A 24,101-nucleotide genomic window follows, 5' to 3' on the forward strand; every position below is an offset into this window, starting at 1 on the left:
CTTAACAGCCAATAGCTAACAGCTAAAAGCATAATATAAGATGTTAAAAATAGAAAATTTACACGCAAAAGTAGAAGGTAACAATATCTTAAAAGGATTAAATATTGAAGTAAAAGCAGGAGAGGTTCACGCTATTATGGGACCAAACGGTGCTGGTAAAAGTACTTTTGCATCTGTAGTAACTGGGAATGAAAATTACGAAGTAACAGAAGGAACAATCTCTTTAGAAGGAGAAGATTTATCTGATTTAAGTCCAGATGAAAGAGCTCACAAAGGAGTGTTTTTATCATTCCAATATCCTATTGAAATTCCAGGAGTAACAGTAACAAACTTTATAAAAACTGCTATCAACGCTAAACGTAAAGCGCAAGGTTTAGAAGACATGCCTGCTGCTGAAATGTTAAAAAAAATTAGAGAAAAAGCTGCGTTATTAGAAATTGATAAAACTTTCTTATCACGTTCTTTAAACGAAGGTTTTTCTGGAGGGGAAAAGAAACGTAATGAAATTTTTCAAATGGCAATGTTAGAGCCTAAGTTGGCTATTTTGGATGAAACAGATTCAGGATTAGACATTGATGCATTAAGAATTGTTGCTAACGGAGTAAACAAATTAAAATCTAAGGACAATGCTGTAGTAGTAATTACGCATTACCAGCGTTTGTTAGATTATATTATTCCAGATTTTGTACATGTTTTAGCAGATGGTAAAATAGTAAAATCAGGAGGTAAAGAATTGGCTTTAGAATTAGAAGCGAAAGGTTACGATTGGTTGAAGTAAATTGAGTTTTAAAGTTTAATAAGTTATGTATTCAGCATAACTACTTTCCAACTTTTAACTTTCCAACTTTATAAACTAAACAAAATGAGTTTACAAAATAAATTAACAGAAGCATTTAAAGTTAATACTAAAAATGTAACTGTAGAAAATTATAAAAAAGAAGCTTTTGAAGCGTTTTCTCAAAAGGGGTTTCCAACAACCAAAGATGAGGAGTGGAAATACACTAGCTTAAGAAGTATCTTAAAAAACGAATACGGAATTGAGTCTGCAAAGGCAACCTCTGTTACAGCAGAAACCATTGCTCCTTATTTGGTGGATGGAGTAGATTCATACAAATTGATTTTTGTTGATGGTGTTTTTAATACTTCATTGTCTGATACTGTTGAGGAGATTTCTGTAAAATTATTATCAGAAGCGATTGAAGATGCTTCTTACGAAGATATTTTTAAAAACAAATACAATAGCTTAGCTAAAGGACAAACCAGTTTAACTGATTTAAATACTGCTTTTACAAACGAAGGGGTTATTATTGAAGTTGCTAAAAGCAAAGTCGTTTCAAAGCCTGTAGAGTTGGTTTATTTGGCTTCTGGAGAAACATCCGCAATGTTGTTACAGCCAAGAAATTTAATTATTGTTGGAGAAAACGCACAAGTTAAATTCATAGAGCGTCATCAATCTATTACAGATGTAGCAACTTTTAACAATGTAGTTACCGAAGTTTTTGTAGGTCAAAACGCAATTTTTGATTTGTATAAAATTCAGAATGATAAAAACAATGCTTCTTTGGTAGATGCTACTTTTGTAGCTCAAGAAAGAGACACAGTTGCTTCTGTATATACTTTTTCTTTTGGAGGAAATATTACTAGAAATAACTTGTCATTTTATCAAAATGGACCAGGTTGTGATTCTATTTTAAATGGAGTAACCATTTTAGAAGGAGATCAATTGGTAGACAATCATACTTTGGTGGCTCATAAATCACCAGATTGTCAATCAAACGAAACTTATAAAGGAATTTACGGAGGAAAATCAACTGGAGTTTTTAACGGTAAAGTAATTGTAGATCAGGCAGCACAGAGAATTAATGCTTATCAACAAAATGATTCTGTCTTGATTTCAGATACGGCAACCATTAATTCTAAACCTCAGTTAGAAATTTTTGCAGATGATGTAAAATGTTCTCACGGATGTACCATTGGTCAGTTAGATAAATCTGCGTTGTTTTACATGCAACAAAGAGGAATTCCTAAAGTTGAAGCAGAAGCATTATTAATGTTTGCTTTCTGTTCAGATGCTATTAAAGAGGTTAAAATACCAGGTTTAAAACGTAAAATCAACCAGTTAATGGCTGATAAATTAGGTGTAAATATTCGTTTTGATGAAATCTAGAAAATAGACTTTACTAAAAAATAATAATTTAATAATCTCTACATGTCTTTGTAGGGATTATTTTTTTTGCGAAATACTTATCTTTCAGGTTTTTAAATAAAAATTAATGGAAAGGTTTATTGGTGTTCTTGGGGTGTTGGTTTTGTTAGTTGTTGCTTATTTACTAAGTAACAATCGCAAAAAAATAGATTATGCAATTATTTTAAAAGGATTTGGGTTACAAATTGCTTTTGCTTTTATCATTTTAAAAACTCCCGTAGGTCTGCCTTTTTTTAAGTTTTTTGATTTGGCTATCAACAAACTTTTGTCTTATGCCGATAAAGGGGGAGACTTTTTATTTGCTTCTTTTTTAACAGGTCAAGTAGAATCTCCAATCATAAATTTTGCAGTTAGGGTGCTGCCAACCATTATTTTCTTTTCTGCATTAATGGCTTTGTTGTATCATTTAGGAGTGATGCAATTTATTATTAAAGGTATTTCTAAGTTTGTTCAAAAAGTTTTAGGTACTAGTGGAGGAGAAACGCTTAGTGTGGTTGGGAGTATTTTTGTGGGACAAACAGAGGCTCCATTGTTGGTAAAGCCCTTTGTAAAATCTATGACCAAGTCTGAGTTGATGACGATTATGGTGGGTGGATTTGCTACTGTTGCGGGTGGGGTCATGGCTATTTATGTAAAAATGTTGAGTCATATTCCTGGCATCGCAGGTCATTTAATGGCGGCTTCTATAATGAGTGCTCCTGCTGCTATTATGATTGCTAAAATTATTTGCCCAGAAACAGAAAAATCTTTAACCAAAGGAAAAGTGATTTTAGAAGATGAGGAAACCGATAAAAATTTAGTAGAAGCTGTTGCTGATGGAGCCATTGATGGATTAAAGTTAGCGGGAAATATTGCTGCTATGTTAATTGCCATTGTAGGAATGGTTGCTTTAATTGATGGTTTGTTGGGTTTGGTAGATCTTTCTTTGTCACAAATATTGGGTTATGCTTTTCATCCGTTGGCATATTTAATGGGGGTGCCTTGGGAGGAAGCAGGGGCTTTTGGAACTTTGTTAGGTGAAAAAATAGCATTAACGGAGTTAATCGCTTACAAAGATTTAAGTGTGTTGGTAGATAATAATGAAATCAGTACTAGAACCGCTCAAATAGCGAGTTATGCTTTATGTGGTTTTGCCAATTTTGCCTCCATAGGAATTCAAATAGGAGGGATTGCGGGGATTGCTCCAAATCAAAAAAATAAAGTGGCAAAACTAGCGTTTAAAGCCATGATTGGTGGAGCTTTGGCTAGTTGGATTACTGCGTGTATTGCCGGTATTATCTTGTAATCGTTACTAATTTTCTAAACAACTTAATGTTTTGTTAACTTTCAGGTGTTTTAATTTATCAACTTGATATCTATAAGTTAATATAAAATTCTCTAGTGTAGAGGGTCTATTTTATAATATTGTTCTTCAACTTTTTAAATATTATAAAAATGATAAAGTACATCTTAATTTTATTCATTTCGGTATCAGTCTATGCTAAAAACGATTGGGGAAAAACAGGTCATAGAACCATAGGTGAAATAGCAAGTAAGCATATTTCTAAAAAAGTATCTAAAGAGATCAAAAAATTATTGAAAGGAGAATCTTTGGCTTATGTTTCTATTTATGCTGATGAAATTCGAAGCAATCCAAAATATGACTCTTTTGCTCCATGGCATTATGTAAATTTTGAAGGAGATAAAAAATATAGAGATGAAGATATTAATCCAGAAGGAGATATTATACAAGGAATAAAAACTTGTATTTTGGCTATTAGAGATAAAAAAACAAGTGAAAAAGATAAGTCTTTTTATTTAAGAATGTTGGTGCATTTTGTAGGAGATTTACACATGCCTTTACATGCTGGTAATAAACATGATAAAGGGGGAAATGATGTGAAAGTAAAATGGTTTGGAGACAAATCTAATCTTCATAGAGTTTGGGATTCTGATATGATTGATCACTACCAAATGAGTTATACAGAATTGGCAAAGAATATTGATATTATATCAAAAGATAAAATAGCTGAATTCAATCAAGGTACACTTGTTGATTGGGCTCATGAATCTAGAGCACTCGCCGTAAAGGTGTATAAAGATGCAGAAAAAGAAGAATATTTAGGATATAAATACATGTATCACAACTTTCCTATAGTTAAAAATCAATTAGAAAAAGGAGGTGTTCGCTTGGCTTTAGTTCTAAACGAAGTTTTTAAGGAAGATTCTACTTGGGTAGCCTCTTTTTTAGAGAATAAATAACATAATTAGCTTAAAGAAAAAAGAGCCAATTCTAATATAGAAATTGGCTCTTTTTTTTGTGAGTTTAATACTCCTTTTGAACTACTTTACGAATACTTTGTTAATTGAGGTTAAGTTATTCTCAGTTACGGTTATCACATAAATTCCGCTATTTAAATTTTCATTCGCTACTTGTTGTCCCATTACATTGTAGACTCCAGTAATGGTTCCTTTATTGGTAACAATTTCTCCGTTTTCAGCAGCCAATACTAAGTTAGGAATGGTGTTTTCTTTGACAGATAAAGTTGCTCCATGATCAAATACTGAAAGATCATCCCAGTAAGTAATAGCACCACTATAAGTTCTAACTTCAAAATAAAAACTATCTGCTTCAGCAGGAGCTTGAAGCGTAGTTTCATATTTAGTCCATGTTTCTACATTTAGTAAGTAACCACTATTGTTACCTATAGAAGCGGCAGGTCCTCTTAATTCATCAGCGTTATCATTTAAATTTGTGCTTCCATTTTTCCAATAGCTCCATATTCTAGCATCTGTTCCGTCTCCTTCTTGAGCTGTTTTGTACCATAAAGAAATAGTGTAATAGTTTCCTGGGGTAACGTTAACTGTTTGTCCTAAGTTTTTAGTTCCTCCAGTGTGTTTTGCAGAAAAAGAACCGCTGTGTTTTTCTGTAGCTTCTTGTTCTATGTTTTCAACTTTTGTAAAATTTGTAGGAGACGTTGCATTATCCCAGTTTTCAAAACCTCCGTTTAAAAGTAACTCTTGTGAAAATGACAAAGCACTTACTAATAGACCAATAATTAATGTAATTTTTTTCATGATTGTTTTTTAATTTAAATGATTACAAAGTTTATTTGTTGATTATTTCCATTTGTTTTCTGCAGGAGTTCCTCCCCAGATTAGTGTCACTAAATAAGGGTTGTCTATAAAAGGATTTCTGTTTCCTTGAGCACCCGCAATAATGTTGTTTCTTTGTATTTCAAAAGCTGAGATAGGATCTTCTTCGTTCCATTCTAAAAAAGTATCTAAATCTCCTACTTTGGTAATGCTTTCATCATATCTTAAGTGGATGTAAAATATCATTCTGGCAACATCTCCTTTCCACTCATCTCCAGGATACCAGGCATTTCCTACAGATCCAGCATCTCCATTTCCATCTACAAACTTGTCGTTACTTCTACTGCTGTTTATTGCAGAATCACAGTATCTTAAATGATGTAAATCTCCTTTTACAATTTCATCTTTGTCATCTCCACCAACACCACCTTTGTATAGAGATTGAGGGTAAATATGTTCTGTGTTAAACTTACCGCTAGAAGCTCCTGTTGTTTGTCTAAAAGATTTATCTCTTTTTTCTCCTGTATACATTAAAACCACATTAGAAGAGTTGTTAAGATCTTGATCGGCTTTTAACAAAGGTTTGTGCCTACTTGAGTAATATATAATGTTGGTGTGTTTGTCTATGGTTACTTCTTGTAGCTCATTTTTTAACGTTTCTGGATTGGTAGAAAAACTTACATTACTGTAATAAGTTTTTAACTCACTAGGAATGTTGCTAAAAAGATCTGTAACACCTTCTTCTACTATAGTAATGATAATGGTAGCGGTACTACATTTTTGTGGTGTAGTATTGGTACATACTTCGTATTCAAACGTATCGGTTCCTATAAAATCTGTAGAAGGAGTATAGGTGTAACTTCCGTCTGTGTTTTTAGTAATTGAAGCATCGTTGCTACTTGTAGCTGCTATAGTTACACTGACGTTTTCTACATTTTCATCGTTATTTAAAATATCAGAAAAGATGTAAGGGATGTTTTTATCAGCAAAAAAATTGTCATCATTTGCAACAGGATCAATAATTTCCTGAGGTTCTGTTGGGGTTTCTGTATCTTTTATTATAAAAGTATTGTCACTGCTAGAACAAGCAGTTAGTATAATTGCGCTTAGGTATATAAATAAGGTATTTTTCATTTCTGTTTTAGATTAAAAAACCTCTTTCATAAAGAATGAAAGAGGTTTTGTTTTTTTAAGAAGATTATTCTACTACGTATATATAATCTCCAGTTTCTTCGTCTAGAATTACTCTAAACTCTTCTATTGCGCTACTACCTACATAAGTTAATGCAGATACAGCATATTGTGTTCCTACTTCAGTTTCTGGAAACTTATCTTTTAAGAATAAGTTTAAAGCTACCAATACTTGATGGTCAGACCAATAGGCTTCTCCTCCAGGTCTTCTGTCAAAGTTTTTGTATTGACCTGCGCTGACTAATTGAGAAGCATAGTCTGCATCACTTTTTAAAGAAGATTCAGAAATCCATACAAAATCATCACTTGTTAAGCTGTATACAATTGGATTGTCTGATACCCATGTTCCTTTTTTATTGATAAATCTAATTTCAGTTTCAGTACTAGTTTCTGGCATGATCCAAGCTCCGTTTTCAAAGCTGTACAAATCAAATCTAGTTTGTACACCATTGCTAAAGTATTTGTATACAATTAATTTTTGAGTTCCTTCTGTAGCATACTCGTATTTTTTTGCTAATAAAGTAGGTAGGTAATCATCAGGAGAAATAGAGCTACTAAAGTTATTGTGTTCTCCTGGAGTTCCACTTTCGGTACCCATTGCACCGTAATCCTTTGTTGTTAATTGGTAAGCTATTTCTGGAAAATTGTAATTAGAACCATCATAAATATAATAAGTTGTAAGAGTTTCTGTTGCTCCAGTATACGTATCTCCTTCTCCTTTTGTAATCGCTACATTTCCTATTAACCACCTAGTAGCATCACTGGTAGTAGAGTTGTATTTAAAGGCTATATGGATGTTTTTGTTATCATAAGCAGAAAAATCTACAATATCTGATGGAGTTAAAGAATTATTTGAATGGTATGCTCTGTTGGTAATGGTTAATTCTTGCCAAGTTGCTGTGTTGATATCCCCAGTATAGTTTTCAGAAACCAATATTTTTAACAAACTTAAATCCGTACCATATCTTAAGTTTTCGTCTATTTGAAATTTTAAATCGGTTTCTCCTGTCAAATCAATTTTTGGAGAAACTAGCCAATCTTCATTTTCTTTAGCTCCACTCGCATATCCATTCATTGAAATATTTCCAAAATTAGTTTGGTCTACCCAAGCTTGATCTCCTGTTACATTAAAAGGAGTCCAACCGTTAAAAGTTTCGTTCGTAAAATCAAAAGAAATAACTTCGCCAGCAGCAGCTAAAGAAGGTTCTTCAGTAAAGTTTGAGTAAGTAACTTTGTAATAATCTCCACTTTCTGATCCTGTTACTTTACTTGCAATAATAGCAGGTAATAGTTCAGCAGCACTTTCGTTCGGATGAAAAGCACCACTATTAGCTGTAGGATAATCTTCGGTTGTTAAGGTGACTTCTTCAGCATCAAATAAGTTGCTGATAATAGTGTTGTTGTCGTTATAAATATCTACCATTAATGCCGCTTTTGCTCCTGGAGAGTTAGGCAACACTTTGTTTAAAACAGTTGGGATTAAGGTTTCTGCTTGCTCAAAAGAAGTAAATTTTCCAGAGTTTAGATCTAATGTTTTAAAATCGTCTTCTGTTAAGGTGTATTTAATGTCTGTTTTAATTGGAGTTCCTACTTCTCCAATTTCATCATAAACATCTTCAAGGGAATCTTGACAAGAGAACAATAATACATTTGTTAAAATTGCTAGGGTTATGTGTTTTATATTTTTCATGTCTTTAAGTTTTTTAATTGTGATGAACCTTAAAAGTTGATTACAGAACTTACACTAAATGTTCTACCTACTCCGTAGTATACTCTTGCGTTTGCTGCAGTACCATCAATGTCGTCTGCACGTGTAATGTATTCTGTATCAAATGCATTGTACATTCTTGCCATTAATTTAGCATCTAAAGAACCAATTTTAAATTTGTGTTGTAAGGATAAGTCTACTAAGCTGTAAGAAGGTACTTTCCAAGGATCAACTCCTTCTGAGTTTCTGTTACTAGGATCAAAGTCTGCATAAAATCTGTCGTAGTAGTTAAAGTCCGCAAAAAGACTTGTGTTTTTTGTGATTTTGTATTGTGCTCCTAATGCAAGAGAAGTTTGTGCAGATCTACCTACAGGTAAGTCGCTAATTAAAATGTTAATTTCATCAATTACATTGTTAGATTCGTCTGTTAAAATTGCAGTTACATCATCTTGCCAAGTCCAGTCTCCTAAAGATAAAGCTCCTTTTAGCGTTAAAGTCTCTAAAGGTCTGTATTCAAAGTCGAATTCAACTCCTTGGTGTAAGGCGTTTACTCCTAATATATTGGCAAAAACAACTCCTCCGTCATTTGGTAAAGATCTACTTCTTGTTTCTGTTCTATCGTTCCAAGCAGTTCTATAGATGTTTACGTTTGCAGCAAATTTGTCAGTTCTTAATCCATATCCTAATTCTAAACTAAAGATTTTTTGATTTTCTGCATTTGCATTTGTTTGATCATTATCATTTGTAGGCCATATAGTGTTAAAGAAAGGAGCTCTTTCAAAATATCCACCGTTAAAGAATACGTTATGGTATGCATCTATTCTATAGTTAATACCTCCTTTTGCACCGTAACCTACAAAATTAATATCGTCTGTTTTTTGATTTGGATCTCCGTCTAATTTTGCAAAGTGATCTTCTCTTGCATAAACCGTGTTAGAAATATTAGCTGCTACAAAAGCTGTAATTTGATCGTAGTCATATTCTACTTGTGCAAAACCACCATAGGTTGTGTTAAAAGCAGTACTGTAGAAATCATATTTTTCTCCAACAGTAACTACGTTGTTTGGGTTGTTTACGTTACCATCTAAATCAATAATGTATTCCCCTCCTAATAAATCTACCATTTCTTTACCACTACTTACTTTTGTGTATCTAAAATCTGCTCCAGCAGTAAAGTCTAACTCATCGTTAATTTCTAAGTTATAGTTTGTTAAACCTCCAGCCCAAGTATGATCGTTTGTACGAGATTGGATGTAAATACTAGATTCTGCATTGGCTTTGTTTTGTGCCACAACTTTATCTAAGTCTACAGGAGAGTATTCATTACCAAAACGGTATTCTGCACTATCTAAATCTCCACTGTTTGGACCTTCTTCAAAGTTTACACCTCCATCACCTTTACTGTAATATACAGAGGTAGATAACTTACTCTTTTCGTCAATTTTCCAATAATGGTTAAGAGATGCAATTGGTTTGTGAAAAAAGTTAGAACTTAAACTGTATTCTTGACCGTTTCTATATCCCCAGTTTTTGTTGGTTTTTCTTTCTCTATCACTTTCTCTAAATTGTTGAATTGTTAGCATGTCAAATCTTTGTCCGTGACTTTGAGGAGCTCCAGTTACAAAGAAAGTTAACTTATGTTGATCATTTAGTTTTTTAGAGATACTAGTAAAGTAAGACATTGCTTCAAAAGAAGTTCCGTCTACATATCCCTCTCCAGTAATTCTGTCTGCATATGCAGTTACAGCAAAACCGTTATCCATTAAACCTGTAGATAATTTTAAACCGTATTTTTGATATCCATCATTTCCTAGACCGTATTCAAATCTCCCTCCTTTTTCAGCTTCTGTAGATTGAGTGATAATGTTAATGGTTCCTCCAATAGATGGAACTGCAAGTTTAGAAGCTCCTAAACCTCTTTGGGTTTGTGTAGAAGCTGTAACGTTACCAATACCCGCCCAGTTAGACCAGAATACTCTACCGTCTTTTGCTGCGTTTACAGGTACTCCGTTTATAACTACGGCAACATTTTCAGAATTAAAACCTCGCATGGTAATTTCACCATCACCAAAACCACCTCCTGCACGAGTTGTGAATACTCCTGGAGTAGATTTTAAGATCTCTACAAATTCTTGATTACCTAGTTTTTGTTCTATTTCTTCTTTGCTAATTGTAGAGTAGGCTACTGGTGTTTTTCTATCTATAGCTCTTGAAGAAAAAAGAACTACTTCATTTAAGTCAACAGACGAGCTTTTTAAAACAACATTAAGTTTTTTTGTACCAATATTAAAAGAAACTTTTTTTGTTTGATAACCTATTGAAGATATTTCCAATTCCCCAGATGTGGTTGGTACTTGTAAATCAAATTCCCCATTAAAATTTGTAAATGTTCCTTTGTTTTCGGAATTCACTATTTTAATAGAAGCAGCGGGTATTGGTAGATCAAATTCATCCTTAACCAATCCTGTGATTGTTTTTGAATTTTGTGCCGATACGTTTATTGTAGTTGATACAACAAAGGCAACAAATAAAATTAATTTTTTCATTTTTAAAATTTAAGATATAGTTGAGGTGTAAAACTATAAGCTTAAAAACAGAGAGATGAAAATTTCGTTTTATCTAAAGTATAAGGTTATGTAAAGTAAATATTGATACAGTGTTACCAAATAGTATATTCCTTACTTATATGTAATTAATTGGTAAACAAAAGGTTAATTATAAACATAGGTTAATAATTATTAAGAATAGTAAAACTTTGTGTGTAATTGATTTCATGGTCTGTTACGTCGTAAAGTTGAAGTAAATAAAAAACCCGAATACAAAATAAATTGCATTCGGGTTTTTTATAAGTTAATCTTGTTTTTATTAAGCCTCTATAGGAGTAATAGAAACATAAGATTTGTTGTTTCTTTTCTTTTGGAATTCTACAATTCCGTCAACTTTTGCATGTAAAGTATGATCTTTACCCATGTAAACATTTTCACCTGGGTTGTGAGTAGTACCTCTTTGACGTACTATGATGTTACCAGCCAATGCAGCTTGTCCACCAAAAATCTTTACACCTAATCGTTTCGATTCTGATTCTCTACCGTTCTTCGAACTTCCGACACCTTTCTTATGAGCCATAATATTGTGTTTTTATAAGGTTATTTTTTTCTTTAATAATTTAGTTAGACACTCAAATTAAGCGTTGATCGCTTCAATTTGGATTTCAGTTAAATACTGACGGTGTCCGTTTTTCTTTTTGTAACCTTTTCTTCTTTTCTTTTTGAAGACGATTACTTTATCACCTTTTAAGTGACCTAAAACTTTAGCTTTTACTGAAGCTCCTTCTATAGCTGGGGCGCCAATAGTAACATCACCATTGTTGTCTACTAATAAAACGTTGTCAAAAGAAACTGAATCTCCTTCTTCGTTTTGTAAACGGTGAACGTATACTTTTTGATCTTGCGCTACTTTAAACTGCTGCCCTGCTATCTCTACAATTGCGTACATACTTAATTATTTAAAATGCTTGTTAATAAAATGGACGCAAATATACATTTTATTTTTCAACAATATACAACTAAAAAATATTTTTTTTAATCTTTATTATGCTGGTTTTTATATATTTACAGATAGCTATAAACCATTGTATTTGTTGAAAAGTATTTTTAAAATATTATTTTTAAGCTGTTGTTTCCCAGTGATGTTATCTGCACAAACCAGTGTAAAGGATATTGTTGATACTTATTTTAAGGCAATTGGTGGAATTGAACTGATCAATCAAGTGAATACTTTTTATTCAGTCTCGGAAACAGAAATTAATGGAGAAAAGCTTACCATTTATAACAAGCAGCAAAAACCCAACTTAAAATCTATAGTTATTAACAAAAATGATAAGTTTTTATCTAAAAAAGTTTTTAATGGGGATACAGGTTATGAAATTATAGGGAAGGTTAAAAAGAATTATACCAAAGCCGAAATTTATAATAAAATAGATCAAGTGTCTATTTTTCCTGAATATTACTATTTAAAAAAAGCAGTTTTTTTAGGAAAGAAAGAGGTGATGGGTAGGATTTGTAATGTGCTAGGAGTTGGAGAAAAGAGAATTTTCTATGATGTGATTTCCGGATTAAAATTAAAAGGAAGCAATGTCAAATTGATAGATGGTCAAAAGATTTTACAAGAGACTTATTATATAGACTATAAAGAAGTAAAAGGGATAAAATTTCCGGTTACTTATAGAAGTATTATTAAAGACAAAGAAATTATTTATAATGTAAGATCTATTTCTTTAAATAGAGACGTAACTATCTCTGATTTTGAATAGCTAAGGTTTATAAACTTTTGTACCTTTGGGTTGCTTTATAAAGACATTTTAAATGAAAATTACCTCAAAATATTTATGTATTGCTTTCTTAGCATTCATAACATTATCAGCATGTAAACCATCTGATCAAAAAAACACAACTGAACAAACGGTTTTACCTGTAAAATTACAAACGGCTTCTTTAGATATTGAAGGAATGACTTGTGAAATAGGTTGTGCAAAAACTATTGAATCTAAAATTTCAAAAGTTGATGGTGTTACCGTATCAAAAGTTGATTTTACAGCAAAAAAAGGAACTTTTACTTATGATGCAAATAAAACATCAGAAGCTAATATTATCAATACCATTAATGGTTTGTTAGATGGAAAAACTTATAAAGCAACGGTAGAAAAAACTTGTTGTACTAACAAGGAAACCAAAACTTGTACACAGGCTTGTGCAGATAAATGCGGACATAAAGTTGGAGAAGTTTGTGAGAGGTGTAGCGATAAAGAACAAGCTTGTTGTGCTGTAGAGAAATTAAAAGATTGCTCTAAAGAATGTGCAGAAAAATGCCATCACAAGGAAGGAGAATCTTGTAATCAATCTACTGGTAAAAATGAGGCTTGTAAAACGGGGTCTGAAAAATTGTGTTGTTCTGCAAAAAGTAAATAATTTATCCTAATAAGTTTTTGTTTGTAAGGAATGATTTTTGTGGTTAAATAAAGTCATAAAATTGAAAATCAAATAAATGAAGTTGAGTTTATCCAAAACATTAAATATAGCAATTATATCTGTCTATTTAATTTTTCTAGCAGGTTCTGTTGTTAGAATGACGGGGTCTGGAATGGGATGTCCGGATTGGCCTAAATGTTTTGGGCACTATATACCTCCAACTTCTGAAGAACAATTAACTTGGAAACCCAATACGCCTTTTAAGAAAGGATATATCATTATTTATAATGATGCTCTTTTTGTGGCGAATAGTAGTTTAAAAACAGGTTCAGAATTTAATCCAAAAAACTGGTCAGCGTATAAAAAACACGAATATGCACAATTTAATGTGTATCATACTTATACCGAATATGTAAACAGATTGGCCTCGGTACTTGCTGGTTTTGTGTTTTTAATTCTTTTATGGAAAGTTACTTTTAATCCATTAAAAAGGAGGGGAGTTGCTCCATTGGTATACGTTGCTTTTTTAGGAATGTTGTTTGAAGCTTGGCTGGGTAAAATTGTGGTTGATAGTTTTTTAACACCATATATTATAACCCTACATATGATTGGTGGCTTGTTAATTATAGGTCTTTTGTTAAGGGCTAAGTTTTTGTTAAACGCAAAACCATCATTTAGTAATAAGTACAGCAAAACTTTCCATAGATTATTGTTGATTTCTTTGTTAATGATGATTGGTCAAATTCTTTTAGGAACGCAGGTAAGACAGTATGTTGATGAACAGGTTAAGTTGTTTGGTTTTGAACAAAAAGAGTTCAGATTGCTAAATCCTAGTTTTAAATTCTACTTTCACAGGTCTTTTACCATTGCAATTGTCTTGATAAATGCCTTTTTATATTGGGTAAATCAAAAATATAATTTAGGATTTAAAGCGGTTAAATACGTGGTTTTTTTATTGGTATTTGAAGCGCTTTCGGGAATTTTAATGTATTATGTTCATTTCCCTTTTGGAACACAAGCAGTACATTTATTAACAGGAGCAATATTGTTTGGAGTATTACTTTATATGCTTTTTACTTCTTTTAGATTAAAAAGATTTTCTTCTTAATTTTTCCATTCCAAAGTTTCAATTAACTTTTCTATATCTTTTTTGATGTAATCAATGGCAGGTAAAATAGAATCGTAATTAGGATGTGCATCAAAATATAGGGCTCCACTTATAAAATGTTTGGTAGAATCTGTAGCTTGGAATTGAATGCTTGAGGCAGCGTTTCCAGAAACTTCAAACAACTTAGCATATACTTTTTTATTACGGTTTTCGTATGGGTGCATCTCAATATTATCTGCTTTTAAAGCGTGCTTATAGGTAAGTTTTTCAGCATCAGTAATTAGTTGAGCTAAATTGTTGTCAACTTTTTGATACGTCATATTGATGTCTGCTTTTAATTTAGGGTAATGCAAATCTGACCATAAATTATCATGAACATTTAAAATTGCTTGATCAGAATATTTAAAGGTATAAGGTAATTTACTATTGCTATTTTGATAATTTGCCTGATTATAATTTAGTTTTAAATAAGCATGGGGTTTTGGAGTCACATCGCTCTCACAACTGATAAAAAGAAAGGAAAGGCTTAAAAAAGTTGAAAATAATTTCATTAAAAAAGTGCTTTTAGGCAATGGCTACTTTTATTTGTTTGATACGTTTACGGTCAATAGCTTCTACGGTAAATGTAAGATTTTGATAGGCTATTTTTTCAAATTTTCTAGGGAATCTACCTGAAAGTTCTAATAACAATCCAGCCAAAGTTTCTGATTCTCCTTTGTCTTTTTCAAACGAAACTTCATCAAGTTCTAAAACTTTACAAAAGTCTTTAAGATTTATTTTACCATCAAATACATAGTTGTTTTCATCAATTTTAGAATAAGACAAATCTACTTCATCAAACTCATCACTAATATCTCCAACAATTTCCTCAATTACATCTTCTAAGGTAACCAATCCACTTGTTCCACCATATTCATCTACCACAATAGCTAAGTGGTTTTTACGCTCTTGAAAATCAATTAGCAAGTCATCTAGCTTTTTATTTTCGGGCACAAAAAAGGGTTCTCTAATTAATGGAATCCAATTGAATGTTTTTTTGTGTAAATGTGGTAGTAAATCTTTTGTGTAAAGGACTCCGATAATTTCATCAATATTATTGTCGTATACGGGGTTTCTAGAAAATCCTTTATCAGCAATAATTTCTAAAACCTCTGCAAAAGTTGCTTTTTTAGAAATGGCACAAATATCCATTCTAGGATTCATGATTTGTACAGTTTCTGTGTTTCCAAAGTTTACAATTCCTTCAAGAATATTTTTTTGTTCAGCAGTTGTTTCTTCTTCAGAAGTAAGTTCTAATGCTTGTGATAAATCATCAACAGAAAAATTGCTTTTGGTGTTTCTTAATTGTTTTTCTATAATATTGGAAAGTCCCGTTAAAGGTCCTGTAATAAGGATAAAAACTTTGTCTAAAAATAACAAAACGGGACTCATTAAGAGTGCAAATTCTTTGGCATTTCTATTGGCATATATTTTAGGCAGTACTTCTCCAAAAATTAAAATGATAAAAGTAATTAAGACCACTTCTATCAAAAATCGGATGTTTACTTTAAAAATAATAAGGTTTAATTTAAAGGTTAAATCACTAAAAAAGACTTCGCCTAAACTGGCGAATAATAAAACAATTAAAATGTTGATGGCGTTGTTGGCAACCAAAACATTTGCTAAAAGTCTTTTAGGTTTAGAAATTAATTTGGTTAATTTTTTGGCATTTCCAGTATCTAAACTTTCTAATTGGTCTAGTTCTGATTTTGTAAGAGAGAAAAATGCAACTTCAGATCCTGAAATTAATGCAGAGCATATTAATAAGCCTAAAGTAATAAGGCAATTTATAATGGTATCTAATGGTATTCCGGTATCGTATATGGGCTCAGGCAATGTTTTATGGTTTTTTAAAATGGTAAATCATCAATAATATTTCCGGGATCATTTTTTTCTTGAGCGGAATTATCATGTTTGTTTTCGTTCTTTGAAGATAAAAAATTCATGTCAACAACGTGAATTTCGGTGGTGTATTTTTTTACACCTTCTAGTTCCCATTCTCGTGTTTTAATTTTTCCTTCACAATAAACTTTATCTCCTTTGGTTAAAAATTTTTCACAAATTTCGGCTAATTTATTTCTAACTACAATATTATGCCACTCTGTTGTGGTAGTTTTTTCACCAGTAGTTTTATTGGTGTAAGTTTCGTTGGTGGCAAGTGGAAATCTAGCAATACAACCTCCTCCGTCAAAATAGTGGGTTTTTACATTATCACCTAAGTGACCAATAAGCATTACTTTGTTTAAGGTACCAGCCATAATTATAATCTTTCTATCAAAATTAATGAAAATTTATTTGGTTTTGTACTCTTCTAAGAAATTGTGTATCAGTTTAGGAACCGCAAAATCATCAATGTTTTTCCATGCTGTTAATTCAAAATTTTCAATATGTTTTGTATTGATGATCCAAAAATGAGTGTGTAAATGCTGATGTGTTAATTTATGAATCCATGGTTCTGGGTTGTATAGAGCGATGTCCATATTTTTAAACTCATGGTTTTTAAAAAAATCGTGCTTTAGCAGGGTTTCTTCATCAACAGGTTTGTTGGTTTCTATTAATGGAAATTGATATAAATTTTTCCAAATTCCGTTTCCAGTTCTTTTTTCTATGACTGTTAAATCTCCATTGTCTATTACTATAAAATTAAAAAACTTGTTTTTAACTTTCAGCTTTTTTTCTTTTACGGGTAATGAACTGATTAAATTTTTAGCTTTTGCTATGCATCCATCAGCCAAAACGCATGTTTCACAAGTTGGGTTTTGTGGTTTACAAACCATAGCACCAAAATCCATAATGGCTTGGTTGTATTCTTTTGGGTGGGCATTTTGAATTAGTTCTTGAGCTAGTTCTTTAAAATATTTAATTCCTTTTGGGGAGTTGATAGGCATATCTATATTAAAGTATCTAGATAATACTCTGTAAACATTCCCATCTACCACCGCTGTTTTTTCGTTAAAACAAATAGAAGCAATGGCAGAAGCGGTGTAATCACCCACGCCTTTTAATTTTAATAACTCTTTATAAGTAGTTGGGAATTTTCCGTTGAGCTCATTACATATATATTGAGCAGAAAAATGTAAGTTTCTAGCTCTAGAGTAATATCCTAATCCTTGCCAGTCTTTTAATACTTCATCTTCACTCGCATTTGCCAAGTCTTGAACTGTTGGATAATGCTCTGTAAAGACCTTGTAATAGTCCAAACCTTGCTGAATTCTGGTTTGTTGAAGGATAATTTCTGACAGCCAAATAAAATACGGATTAGAAGAATTTCGCCAAGGTAAATTTCTTTTATTATTTAAGTACCACATTTCCAGTATCTTATAAAATTCCATATCTTTGTAGTTAGGATTGCAAACTTACATAAAACTTCTATTAAAAATTGATGGTTAATCTTTTTAGAATTAATTAATTATCATATATTTGCGTCCTCAATTTTTTTCTAGAAACAATAAATTTAATAAGAAATGACGAAAGCAGATTTAGTTACGACAATTGCAGATAAATCAGGAATTGAAAAAGCTGATGTTTTGGCAACTGTTGAAGCGTTTATGGATGAAGTAAAGAATGCTTTAGAAAACGGAGACAATGTTTACTTAAGAGGTTTCGGAAGTTTTGTAATCAAAACCAGAGCTGAAAAAACAGGAAGAAACATTTCTAAAAACACAACAATTAAAATTCCAGCACATAATATCCCAGCATTTAAACCTGCGAAGACATTTACTGAAGGAGTTAAAGCAAAAGTAGAAGTAAAGTAGTAGCTTTACCAAAAAATAGATTATTAACAATCTCTAAATAAGGAGACTTTAAATTATAACATTATGCCAAGCGGTAAAAAGAGAAAAAGAGCTAAGATCTCTACTCACAAACGTAAGAAAAGATCAAGAGCTAACAGACATAAGAAAAAGTAAGTTTTTAAACTTACTTTTTCTTGTTTTTTATGGTTTCGTAAAAACCATTACACGTTCATTGACATTAAGACAAACGTCTTAATTATCAATACACTTATTTTTAATCGTGTTGCGCAAGTAGCATACTAATACAAAATCAGGATGAAATTAGAATTAATAATTCGTTCGAATTCTTCTGATATAGATTTTGCATTACTTAGAGATGGTAGATTAATTGAGTTAAATAATGAATCTAACGATAATAAAATATCGGTAGGTGATATTTTTTTAGCCAAGGCAGGAAAAGTTTTAAAAGGTTTAAACGCCTCTTTTGTTGATGTTGGTTATTCTAAAGATGGTTTTTTACACTATCATGATTTAGGAGCTCAGGTAAATTCTCTAAATAGTTTTTTAAAGAAAATAAGTACAGGTAATTACAAAGATTTTACGTTAAGCAAATTTCAATTTGAAAAAGATATTGACAAAGGAGGTAGTATTGACAAGGTTTTAAAGCCAAAGCAAAACATTCTTGTTCAAATTGTAAAAGAACCCATATCTACCAAAGGACCACGAATTAGTTCTGAGTTGTCCATTGCAGGTAGATATTTAGTTTTAGTCCCGTTTTCTAACAGAGTTTCTGTTTCCCAAAAGATTGAAGATCCAAAGGAAAAAGAAAGATTAAAAAAATTGGCAAAAAGTATCAAACCCAAAGGGTTTGGACTAATTCTGCGCACAGTAGCACAAGGAAAAAAGGTTGCAGAATTAGACAAAGATTTACAAAATTCACTTCAACGATGGGTTGATATGTGTAAGCGTATTCCAAATACAAATACACCAACCAAAGTTTTAAGTGAGTTAAACAGAGCATCTTCTATTTTAAGAGATGTTTTGAATGATTCTTTTACAAGTATTGTTGTTGATGACCCAGAGTTAGCAACAGAAATACGAGATTACATTCAAGAAATAGATCCTAAAAAAGTCGGAATAGTTAAAGATTATGATGGCAATACTCCAATATTTGAAAAATACGGAATTGAAAGGCAAATAAAAGCTGCCTTTGGTGAAACTGTATCAATGAGCAAAGGTGCTTACTTGGTTATTGAACATACCGAAGCATTACATGTTATTGATGTAAATAGTGGAAATAGATCTAACAAAGCCAATTCACAACAAGACACAGCGCTTGAAGTCAACTTAATTGCAGCAACAGAAATTGCACGTCAGCTAAGATTAAGAGACATGGGTGGAATTATAGTTATCGATTTTATTGATATGAATAGCAATGAAAACAGACAGCAACTATTTGAACATCTTAAAAATGAAATGGCAACAGACAGAACCAAACACAAAATTTTACCTCCAAGTAAGTTTGGTTTAGTGCAAATTACTCGTCAACGTGTTCGTCCAGAAACGAATATTAAAACACGAGAACCCAATCCGAATCAGAACGGAGAGGTAGAGGCACCTATAGTGCTGGTTAGTAAGATTGATGTAGAACTAAGAAAAATCTTATCAACTAATAAACGTAACGAAAAAATCTTTTTACATGTACATCCTTTTGTAGCTGCATACTTAAAAAGAAGATTAAACTCTCAACAGAGAGTTTGGTTTGCAGAGCACAAAAAATGGATTCGTATTATTCCAAGAGATGCTTATATGTATTTACAATATAAGTTTTCTTTTAAAAAGTAAAATCATATCACAAAACCCCATCAAATTAATTTGATGGGGTTTTTTTGTTTTATATAAGTGTTGAATTTGTGTTAAAACCAAAATCCAACACTTATATAAATAGCATCATTTCTGTTTTCTGGAGACCATGCATATCTAATATCAATAGGTCCTAAAATACTATCGGCACTATAGCCAATAGAATATCCTGTTTTGGCATTTTTAAAGAAAGGTTCGTGCTTTAAAAAATCGATGACATCGTCTGTAACAATTGCGTAATTAGCATAAAAATCAACATAATTTTTTTTGTAAAAACGATAACGAATAGAGGCTGCTCCTTTTATGTATGAGTTTCCAATAAGTTCAGAAAATGTATATCCGTGGAAAGGAACATAATTGTTGATGAAATTGTTTCCATAACCACCAATTCCGTAGTTTAAATTCTCTTGATTGTCATTTGTAATAGAAATTCCACTATCTGCTTGAAGAAATAATGAAACGGTGTTAGAAATGGTTTTAATTCCTTCTAGTAAAATTCTTGCCTGAGAAATGGGAGCAAAATTTTCATTATAATCACTAGAAGATAGATAAGTCCTAAAGGTTGATTTTATTAAATATCCATTGTTAGGAAAGCTTTTTTTATCATAAGTATCAAGCTCTGCTTTTGCTAAAAAATTAAAGTAATGAGACTTGTCAAAATAGGTTCTATCATCGTTAGGATCTCTTATAAAAGTACGAGTATAGGTGCGTATAAATTGATGTTCTAACCCTAAAGAAATGGCGAATCTATTCCTAAAATTAATTTGAGAGTATAGATAGTTAAATACATTACTAAATTCATAATCGATGCTAGTGCTATTGTCACCTTCAAAGTTCATGTTGGTTTCTAACTGATTAAAGATAGAATTAAAACCATAGCTTAAAAATTGTCCGTTATCAACAAAATAATTCAACTCAGCTCTAATATTATCACCAAAAGCAAGATCTAAAGACAAAAGATCGTTTCTTAAAAAAAGGTGTTTGTCAGTCACATTTATAAGACCAGAAAGTTTATAAGTGGTGTCATAATGTGCACCAACTCTTAAATATAAAGACTGAGGGTTTTCATCAATTTTAAAATTTAAATCAACAATGCTGTCTTGTTTATCAAAAGAATAACGGATGCTATTAAAGTTTTTTGTTTGGGTTAAATAATTAATCCTATTGCTTAATTCTACATTTGATATTTTTTCGTTTGGTTTAATGTTTAATTTTCCTCTAAGATATCTTCGGGTATAATTATCAGCACCGCTTATATTTATTTGGTTAATAGTGTATTTTCTTCTATCTGTTTTTAATGCTATTTTTGTTTCAGTAGGTAAGTTTTGTCGTTTGGCTAATTTTTTAAAGACGTCAATAAACTTATTTCCTGCTTTCTCTCCTTCTATAATAATTTGTTTCGTTTTATCAAAATCTACCATTCCATAACTAAATACGTCTGGATGGATGTATATATCAATATCATCTGTTTTGTTATGCTCCTCTCCGTATAATTGATAGTTAATAATTTGGTCAATTACTTTCAGGGCAGAATCAATGTTTTCTGGTTTTTGTAATACTCCTTGTACATCAACTCCAATAATAATATCTACACCTTTTTTTTTCATGACATCAATAGGAAAATTATCAGCAATTCCACCATCAATAACTGTTGTTATAGAGTCTAATTTGTTGGGTGATAATAGAGTGGGCAATGAAGCACTAGATCTAATAGCTTCAGGCAATGATCCGCTATTGATTTCAATTCCTTTTCCATTTTCTATATTGGTTGTCATACAAAAGAATGGAATAGGTAGTTTAGAAAAATCGTTAATGTGAGCTACAGGATAGTATAGCTCGCTTAATTTATTATAAGTACTTTGTCCCTTAGATAAGGCTAAAGGTAGTCCTACTTTTCCATTTTTTATAGGAAGGTTAAGTAGGTATTTTTCACCGTGTTTTTTATCAAAAAATGAAGCATATTTTCTGTCAATTTTATCGCTTAGCATTTCCATAAAATCAATAGAAGTAATAATAGAGTCTATTTGGTTTGCGGTATAGCCAGTTGCATATAAGGCACCAACGGCAGCTCCCATACTAGTCCCTCCAATATAGTCTATTTTTAAGCCAGCTTTTTCAATCGCTTTTAGCACACCAATATGAGCAAACCCTTTAGCACCACCACCACTTAACACCAAACCAATTTTAGGTCTGGTATAAATAGAGTCAATTTTTAGTTCTTGACTATGGGAGAACTGACAAATAAGGATAAAAAGAAGCAGTAATTTTACTTTCATAATAGGATAAAGTTACTCTTTTTTATGATAGAAATTATATAATTTTTTGGCCCTAGAATTGCCTAAAACACTACTTAATTGCTCTATTGTTGCTGATTTTATTCTTTTTACAGATTTGAAGTATTGTAATAAACTTTCTACACTTTGTTTTCCAATTCCTGGAATGGTTTCTAGTTCCGAATTTAAAGCAGTATTGCTACGTCTGTTTCGGTGATGTGTAATTCCAAACCTATGCGCTTCGTTTCTTAGCTGTTGTAAAATTTTAAGCGTTTCCGATTTTTTATCTAAATACAAGGGAATAGGATCTTCAGGAAAAAACAATTCTTCTAATCTTTTGGCAATACCAATAATGGCAATTTTATGTCTTAGTCCTAAAAGATCTAAACTTTTTAAAGCAGAGGACAATTGCCCTTTTCCACCATCAATTAAAATTAATTGAGGCAATGGCTGATCTTCGTCTAACAATCTTTTATAACGTCTGTAAACAGCTTCTTCCATCGAGGCAAAATCATCAGGACCTACAACGGTTTGAATGTTAAAATGTCTGTAATCTTTTTTACTTGGTTTTCCATCTTTAAAAACCACACAAGCCGCTACAGGATTGGTTCCTTGTATGTTGGAGTTGTCAAAACATTCAATATGTCTTGGCTCTGCACTTAAACGTAAATCCGTTTTCATTTGAGCCATAATTCTTTTGGTATGGCGTTCCGGATCTACAATTTGGACTTGTTTAAATTGTTCTTGTCTGTAATATTTTGCATTTCGTAAAGAAAGCTCTACCACACGTAATTTATCTCCTTGTTTAGGAACTGTTACTTTTATGTGTTCTCCAACATTTACGCTAAAGGGAACTAAAATTTCAGGACTGATAGAATTAAATCTTTCTCTTAATTCTACAATTGATAGTTCTAATAATTCTTTATCGCTTTCGTTTAATTTTTTCTTAATTTCTATGGTGTGTGATTGAATAATAGACCCATTAGAAATTTTAAAGAAATTTACATAACCTGCCGTTTCATCAGATAAAATAGAAAAAACATCTACATTGTTAATGGTTGGACTGATAATGGTTGATTTTGATTGGTAGTTAGCCAATAAATCCATTTTTTCTTTAATTTTTTGTGCTTCCTCAAACTCCATTTTATTAGCAAATTCATGCATCATGTTTTCAAAAGCGATGATAGAATCTTTAAAGTTTCCTTTAATGATGTTTCTAATAGCGGTAATTTGTGTGTTGTATGCCGTTTCAGTTTGTAAACCTTCGCAAGGACCTTTGCATTTTTTTATGTGGTAATCTAAACAAACTTTAAACTTTCCTGTACTGATGTTTTCAGCACTTAAATCAAACATACAACTACGGATTTGATAGAGTTCCTTAATCAAATCCAACAAAGCATAAGCGGTTTTTACATTGGTGTATGGACCAAAATATTCCGATCCATCTTTGATCATTTTTCTAGTGACAAAAATTCTAGGAAAACGTTCTTTTTTTATGCAAATCCAAGGATATGTTTTGTCGTCTTTTAACAAAACATTGTATTTGGGTTTGTATTTTTTGATGAGGTTGTTTTCCAGTAAAAGTGCATCAGTTTCCGTAGCCACCACAATGTGTTTGATGTCTACAATTTTAGAAACTAAAATTCTGGTTTTGGCATCATCGTGGGTTTTGGTAAAATAACTACTAACTCGTTTTTTTAAGTTGATGGCTTTTCCTACATAAATAATAGTTCCCTCCTGGTTAAAGTATTGATATACTCCAGGAGTAGAGGGTAAAACGGCTATTTTAAGTTTTAAATCGTCAATCACAATACAAAATTACTGAATAATGTTGAGTAGTAGAGGTGTTTTTAAGAGTTTAGAAATTCGAAATTTTTCAGTCGTTTAATGTCTATTCGTGATTTTTGAACTAGTTTACTATTTTAAATTCTTTACTG

At 31.7% G+C, this 24,101-nt stretch carries 21 protein-coding genes; 9 read left to right on the top strand and 12 right to left on the bottom strand.

Annotation, left to right across the window (positions count from 1 at the left end; all coding sequences use genetic code 11):
* The first annotated feature begins 40 nt into the window (after positions 1-40).
* From sufC to QVZ41_RS04200, 4 genes are all read left to right on the top strand, one after another.
* Positions 41-778, top strand: a complete 738-nt coding sequence (gene sufC, locus QVZ41_RS04185) for a Fe-S cluster assembly ATPase SufC (RefSeq protein ID WP_302883291.1) — start codon at positions 41-43, stop codon at positions 776-778.
* Between the two features lie 84 nt (positions 779-862).
* Entirely contained in the window at positions 863-2,167 is a 1,305-nt protein-coding gene (gene sufD / locus QVZ41_RS04190; RefSeq protein ID WP_302883292.1) for a Fe-S cluster assembly protein SufD, read from the top strand.
* A 106-nt stretch (positions 2,168-2,273) separates the two neighbouring features.
* Positions 2,274-3,491: a NupC/NupG family nucleoside CNT transporter gene (locus tag QVZ41_RS04195; protein WP_302883293.1), complete on the top strand. Its 1,218-nt coding sequence runs from the start codon at positions 2,274-2,276 to the stop codon at positions 3,489-3,491.
* Positions 3,492-3,640: 149 nt separating this feature from the next.
* Positions 3,641-4,447 carry a S1/P1 nuclease gene (locus QVZ41_RS04200; RefSeq protein WP_302883294.1) on the top strand — a complete coding sequence of 269 codons (807 nt, stop codon included), beginning with the start codon at positions 3,641-3,643 and terminating at the stop codon, positions 4,445-4,447.
* Between the two features lie 81 nt (positions 4,448-4,528).
* Here QVZ41_RS04200 and QVZ41_RS04205 read toward each other — a convergent pair whose 3' ends face one another.
* The 6 genes from QVZ41_RS04205 to rplU form a co-directional block, all read right to left on the bottom strand.
* The gene (locus QVZ41_RS04205) at positions 4,529-5,263 is read right to left on the bottom strand and encodes a hypothetical protein (protein WP_302883295.1); all 735 of its coding nucleotides are present in this window, start codon (positions 5,261-5,263) and stop codon (positions 4,529-4,531) included.
* 42 nt (positions 5,264-5,305) lie between these two features.
* Entirely contained in the window at positions 5,306-6,415 is a 1,110-nt protein-coding gene (locus tag QVZ41_RS04210; protein WP_302883296.1) for an endonuclease, read from the bottom strand.
* Positions 6,416-6,479: 64 nt separating this feature from the next.
* Positions 6,480-8,162 carry a choice-of-anchor J domain-containing protein gene (locus tag QVZ41_RS04215; RefSeq protein ID WP_302883297.1) on the bottom strand — a complete coding sequence of 561 codons (1,683 nt, stop codon included), beginning with the start codon at positions 8,160-8,162 and terminating at the stop codon, positions 6,480-6,482.
* A 29-nt stretch (positions 8,163-8,191) separates the two neighbouring features.
* Positions 8,192-10,726, bottom strand: a complete 2,535-nt coding sequence (locus QVZ41_RS04220) for a TonB-dependent receptor (protein WP_302883298.1) — start codon at positions 10,724-10,726, stop codon at positions 8,192-8,194.
* Between the two features lie 319 nt (positions 10,727-11,045).
* Positions 11,046-11,306 (bottom strand): 50S ribosomal protein L27, encoded by a 261-nt coding sequence (rpmA, locus tag QVZ41_RS04225; RefSeq protein ID WP_302883299.1) that lies wholly within the window; start codon positions 11,304-11,306, stop codon positions 11,046-11,048.
* Positions 11,307-11,363: 57 nt separating this feature from the next.
* Positions 11,364-11,675, bottom strand: coding sequence for a 50S ribosomal protein L21 (gene rplU / locus QVZ41_RS04230; RefSeq protein WP_073118151.1), 312 nt, complete (start codon positions 11,673-11,675; stop codon positions 11,364-11,366).
* A gap of 145 nt (positions 11,676-11,820) precedes the next feature.
* On the opposite strand from rplU, the gene QVZ41_RS04235 reads away from it, so the two are divergent.
* The 3 genes from QVZ41_RS04235 (at position 11,821) to QVZ41_RS04245 (ending at position 14,255) form a co-directional block, all read left to right on the top strand.
* Positions 11,821-12,492 carry a hypothetical protein gene (locus QVZ41_RS04235; protein ID WP_302883300.1) on the top strand — a complete coding sequence of 224 codons (672 nt, stop codon included), beginning with the start codon at positions 11,821-11,823 and terminating at the stop codon, positions 12,490-12,492.
* A gap of 52 nt (positions 12,493-12,544) precedes the next feature.
* On the top strand, positions 12,545-13,147 hold the full coding sequence (locus QVZ41_RS04240; protein WP_302883301.1) for a heavy-metal-associated domain-containing protein: 603 nt from the start codon (positions 12,545-12,547) through the stop codon (positions 13,145-13,147).
* A 76-nt stretch (positions 13,148-13,223) separates the two neighbouring features.
* Entirely contained in the window at positions 13,224-14,255 is a 1,032-nt protein-coding gene (locus QVZ41_RS04245) for a COX15/CtaA family protein (protein ID WP_302883302.1), read from the top strand.
* Here the strand turns inward: QVZ41_RS04245 and gldD are convergent.
* The 4 genes from gldD to mutY are packed head-to-tail and all read right to left on the bottom strand — an operon-like array spanning position 14,252 to position 17,626.
* A complete protein-coding gene (gene gldD, locus QVZ41_RS04250) occupies positions 14,252-14,806 on the bottom strand; it encodes a gliding motility lipoprotein GldD (protein WP_302883303.1) in 555 nt (184 codons plus the stop codon). The two genes, QVZ41_RS04245 and gldD, sit on opposite strands and share 4 nt — an antisense overlap.
* Positions 14,807-14,819: 13 nt before the next feature.
* On the bottom strand, positions 14,820-16,130 hold the full coding sequence (gldE, locus tag QVZ41_RS04255) for a gliding motility-associated protein GldE (protein WP_302883304.1): 1,311 nt from the start codon (positions 16,128-16,130) through the stop codon (positions 14,820-14,822).
* A 14-nt stretch (positions 16,131-16,144) separates the two neighbouring features.
* The gene (locus QVZ41_RS04260; RefSeq protein WP_302883305.1) at positions 16,145-16,552 is read right to left on the bottom strand and encodes a single-stranded DNA-binding protein; all 408 of its coding nucleotides are present in this window, start codon (positions 16,550-16,552) and stop codon (positions 16,145-16,147) included.
* Positions 16,553-16,585: 33 nt separating this feature from the next.
* Positions 16,586-17,626, bottom strand: a complete 1,041-nt coding sequence (mutY, locus tag QVZ41_RS04265; RefSeq protein ID WP_302883306.1) for an A/G-specific adenine glycosylase — start codon at positions 17,624-17,626, stop codon at positions 16,586-16,588.
* Positions 17,627-17,758: 132 nt separating this feature from the next.
* On the opposite strand from mutY, the gene QVZ41_RS04270 reads away from it, so the two are divergent.
* Both QVZ41_RS04270 and QVZ41_RS04275 read left to right on the top strand, forming a co-directional pair.
* Positions 17,759-18,049, top strand: a complete 291-nt coding sequence (locus QVZ41_RS04270) for an HU family DNA-binding protein (protein WP_010136136.1) — start codon at positions 17,759-17,761, stop codon at positions 18,047-18,049.
* A gap of 294 nt (positions 18,050-18,343) precedes the next feature.
* Positions 18,344-19,873 (top strand): Rne/Rng family ribonuclease, encoded by a 1,530-nt coding sequence (locus QVZ41_RS04275; RefSeq protein ID WP_302883307.1) that lies wholly within the window; start codon positions 18,344-18,346, stop codon positions 19,871-19,873.
* A 71-nt stretch (positions 19,874-19,944) separates the two neighbouring features.
* Here the strand turns inward: QVZ41_RS04275 and QVZ41_RS04280 are convergent, their stop codons facing one another.
* Both QVZ41_RS04280 and uvrC read right to left on the bottom strand, forming a co-directional pair.
* The gene (locus QVZ41_RS04280; protein WP_302883308.1) at positions 19,945-22,167 is read right to left on the bottom strand and encodes a patatin-like phospholipase family protein; all 2,223 of its coding nucleotides are present in this window, start codon (positions 22,165-22,167) and stop codon (positions 19,945-19,947) included.
* 12 nt (positions 22,168-22,179) lie between these two features.
* Positions 22,180-23,973, bottom strand: coding sequence for an excinuclease ABC subunit UvrC (gene uvrC / locus QVZ41_RS04285; RefSeq protein ID WP_302883309.1), 1,794 nt, complete (start codon positions 23,971-23,973; stop codon positions 22,180-22,182).
* Positions 23,974-24,101: the final 128 nt, after the last annotated feature.

The organism is Wenyingzhuangia gilva (assembly GCF_030519655.1).
Classification (GTDB): Bacteria; Bacteroidota; Bacteroidia; order Flavobacteriales; family Flavobacteriaceae; genus Wenyingzhuangia; species Wenyingzhuangia gilva.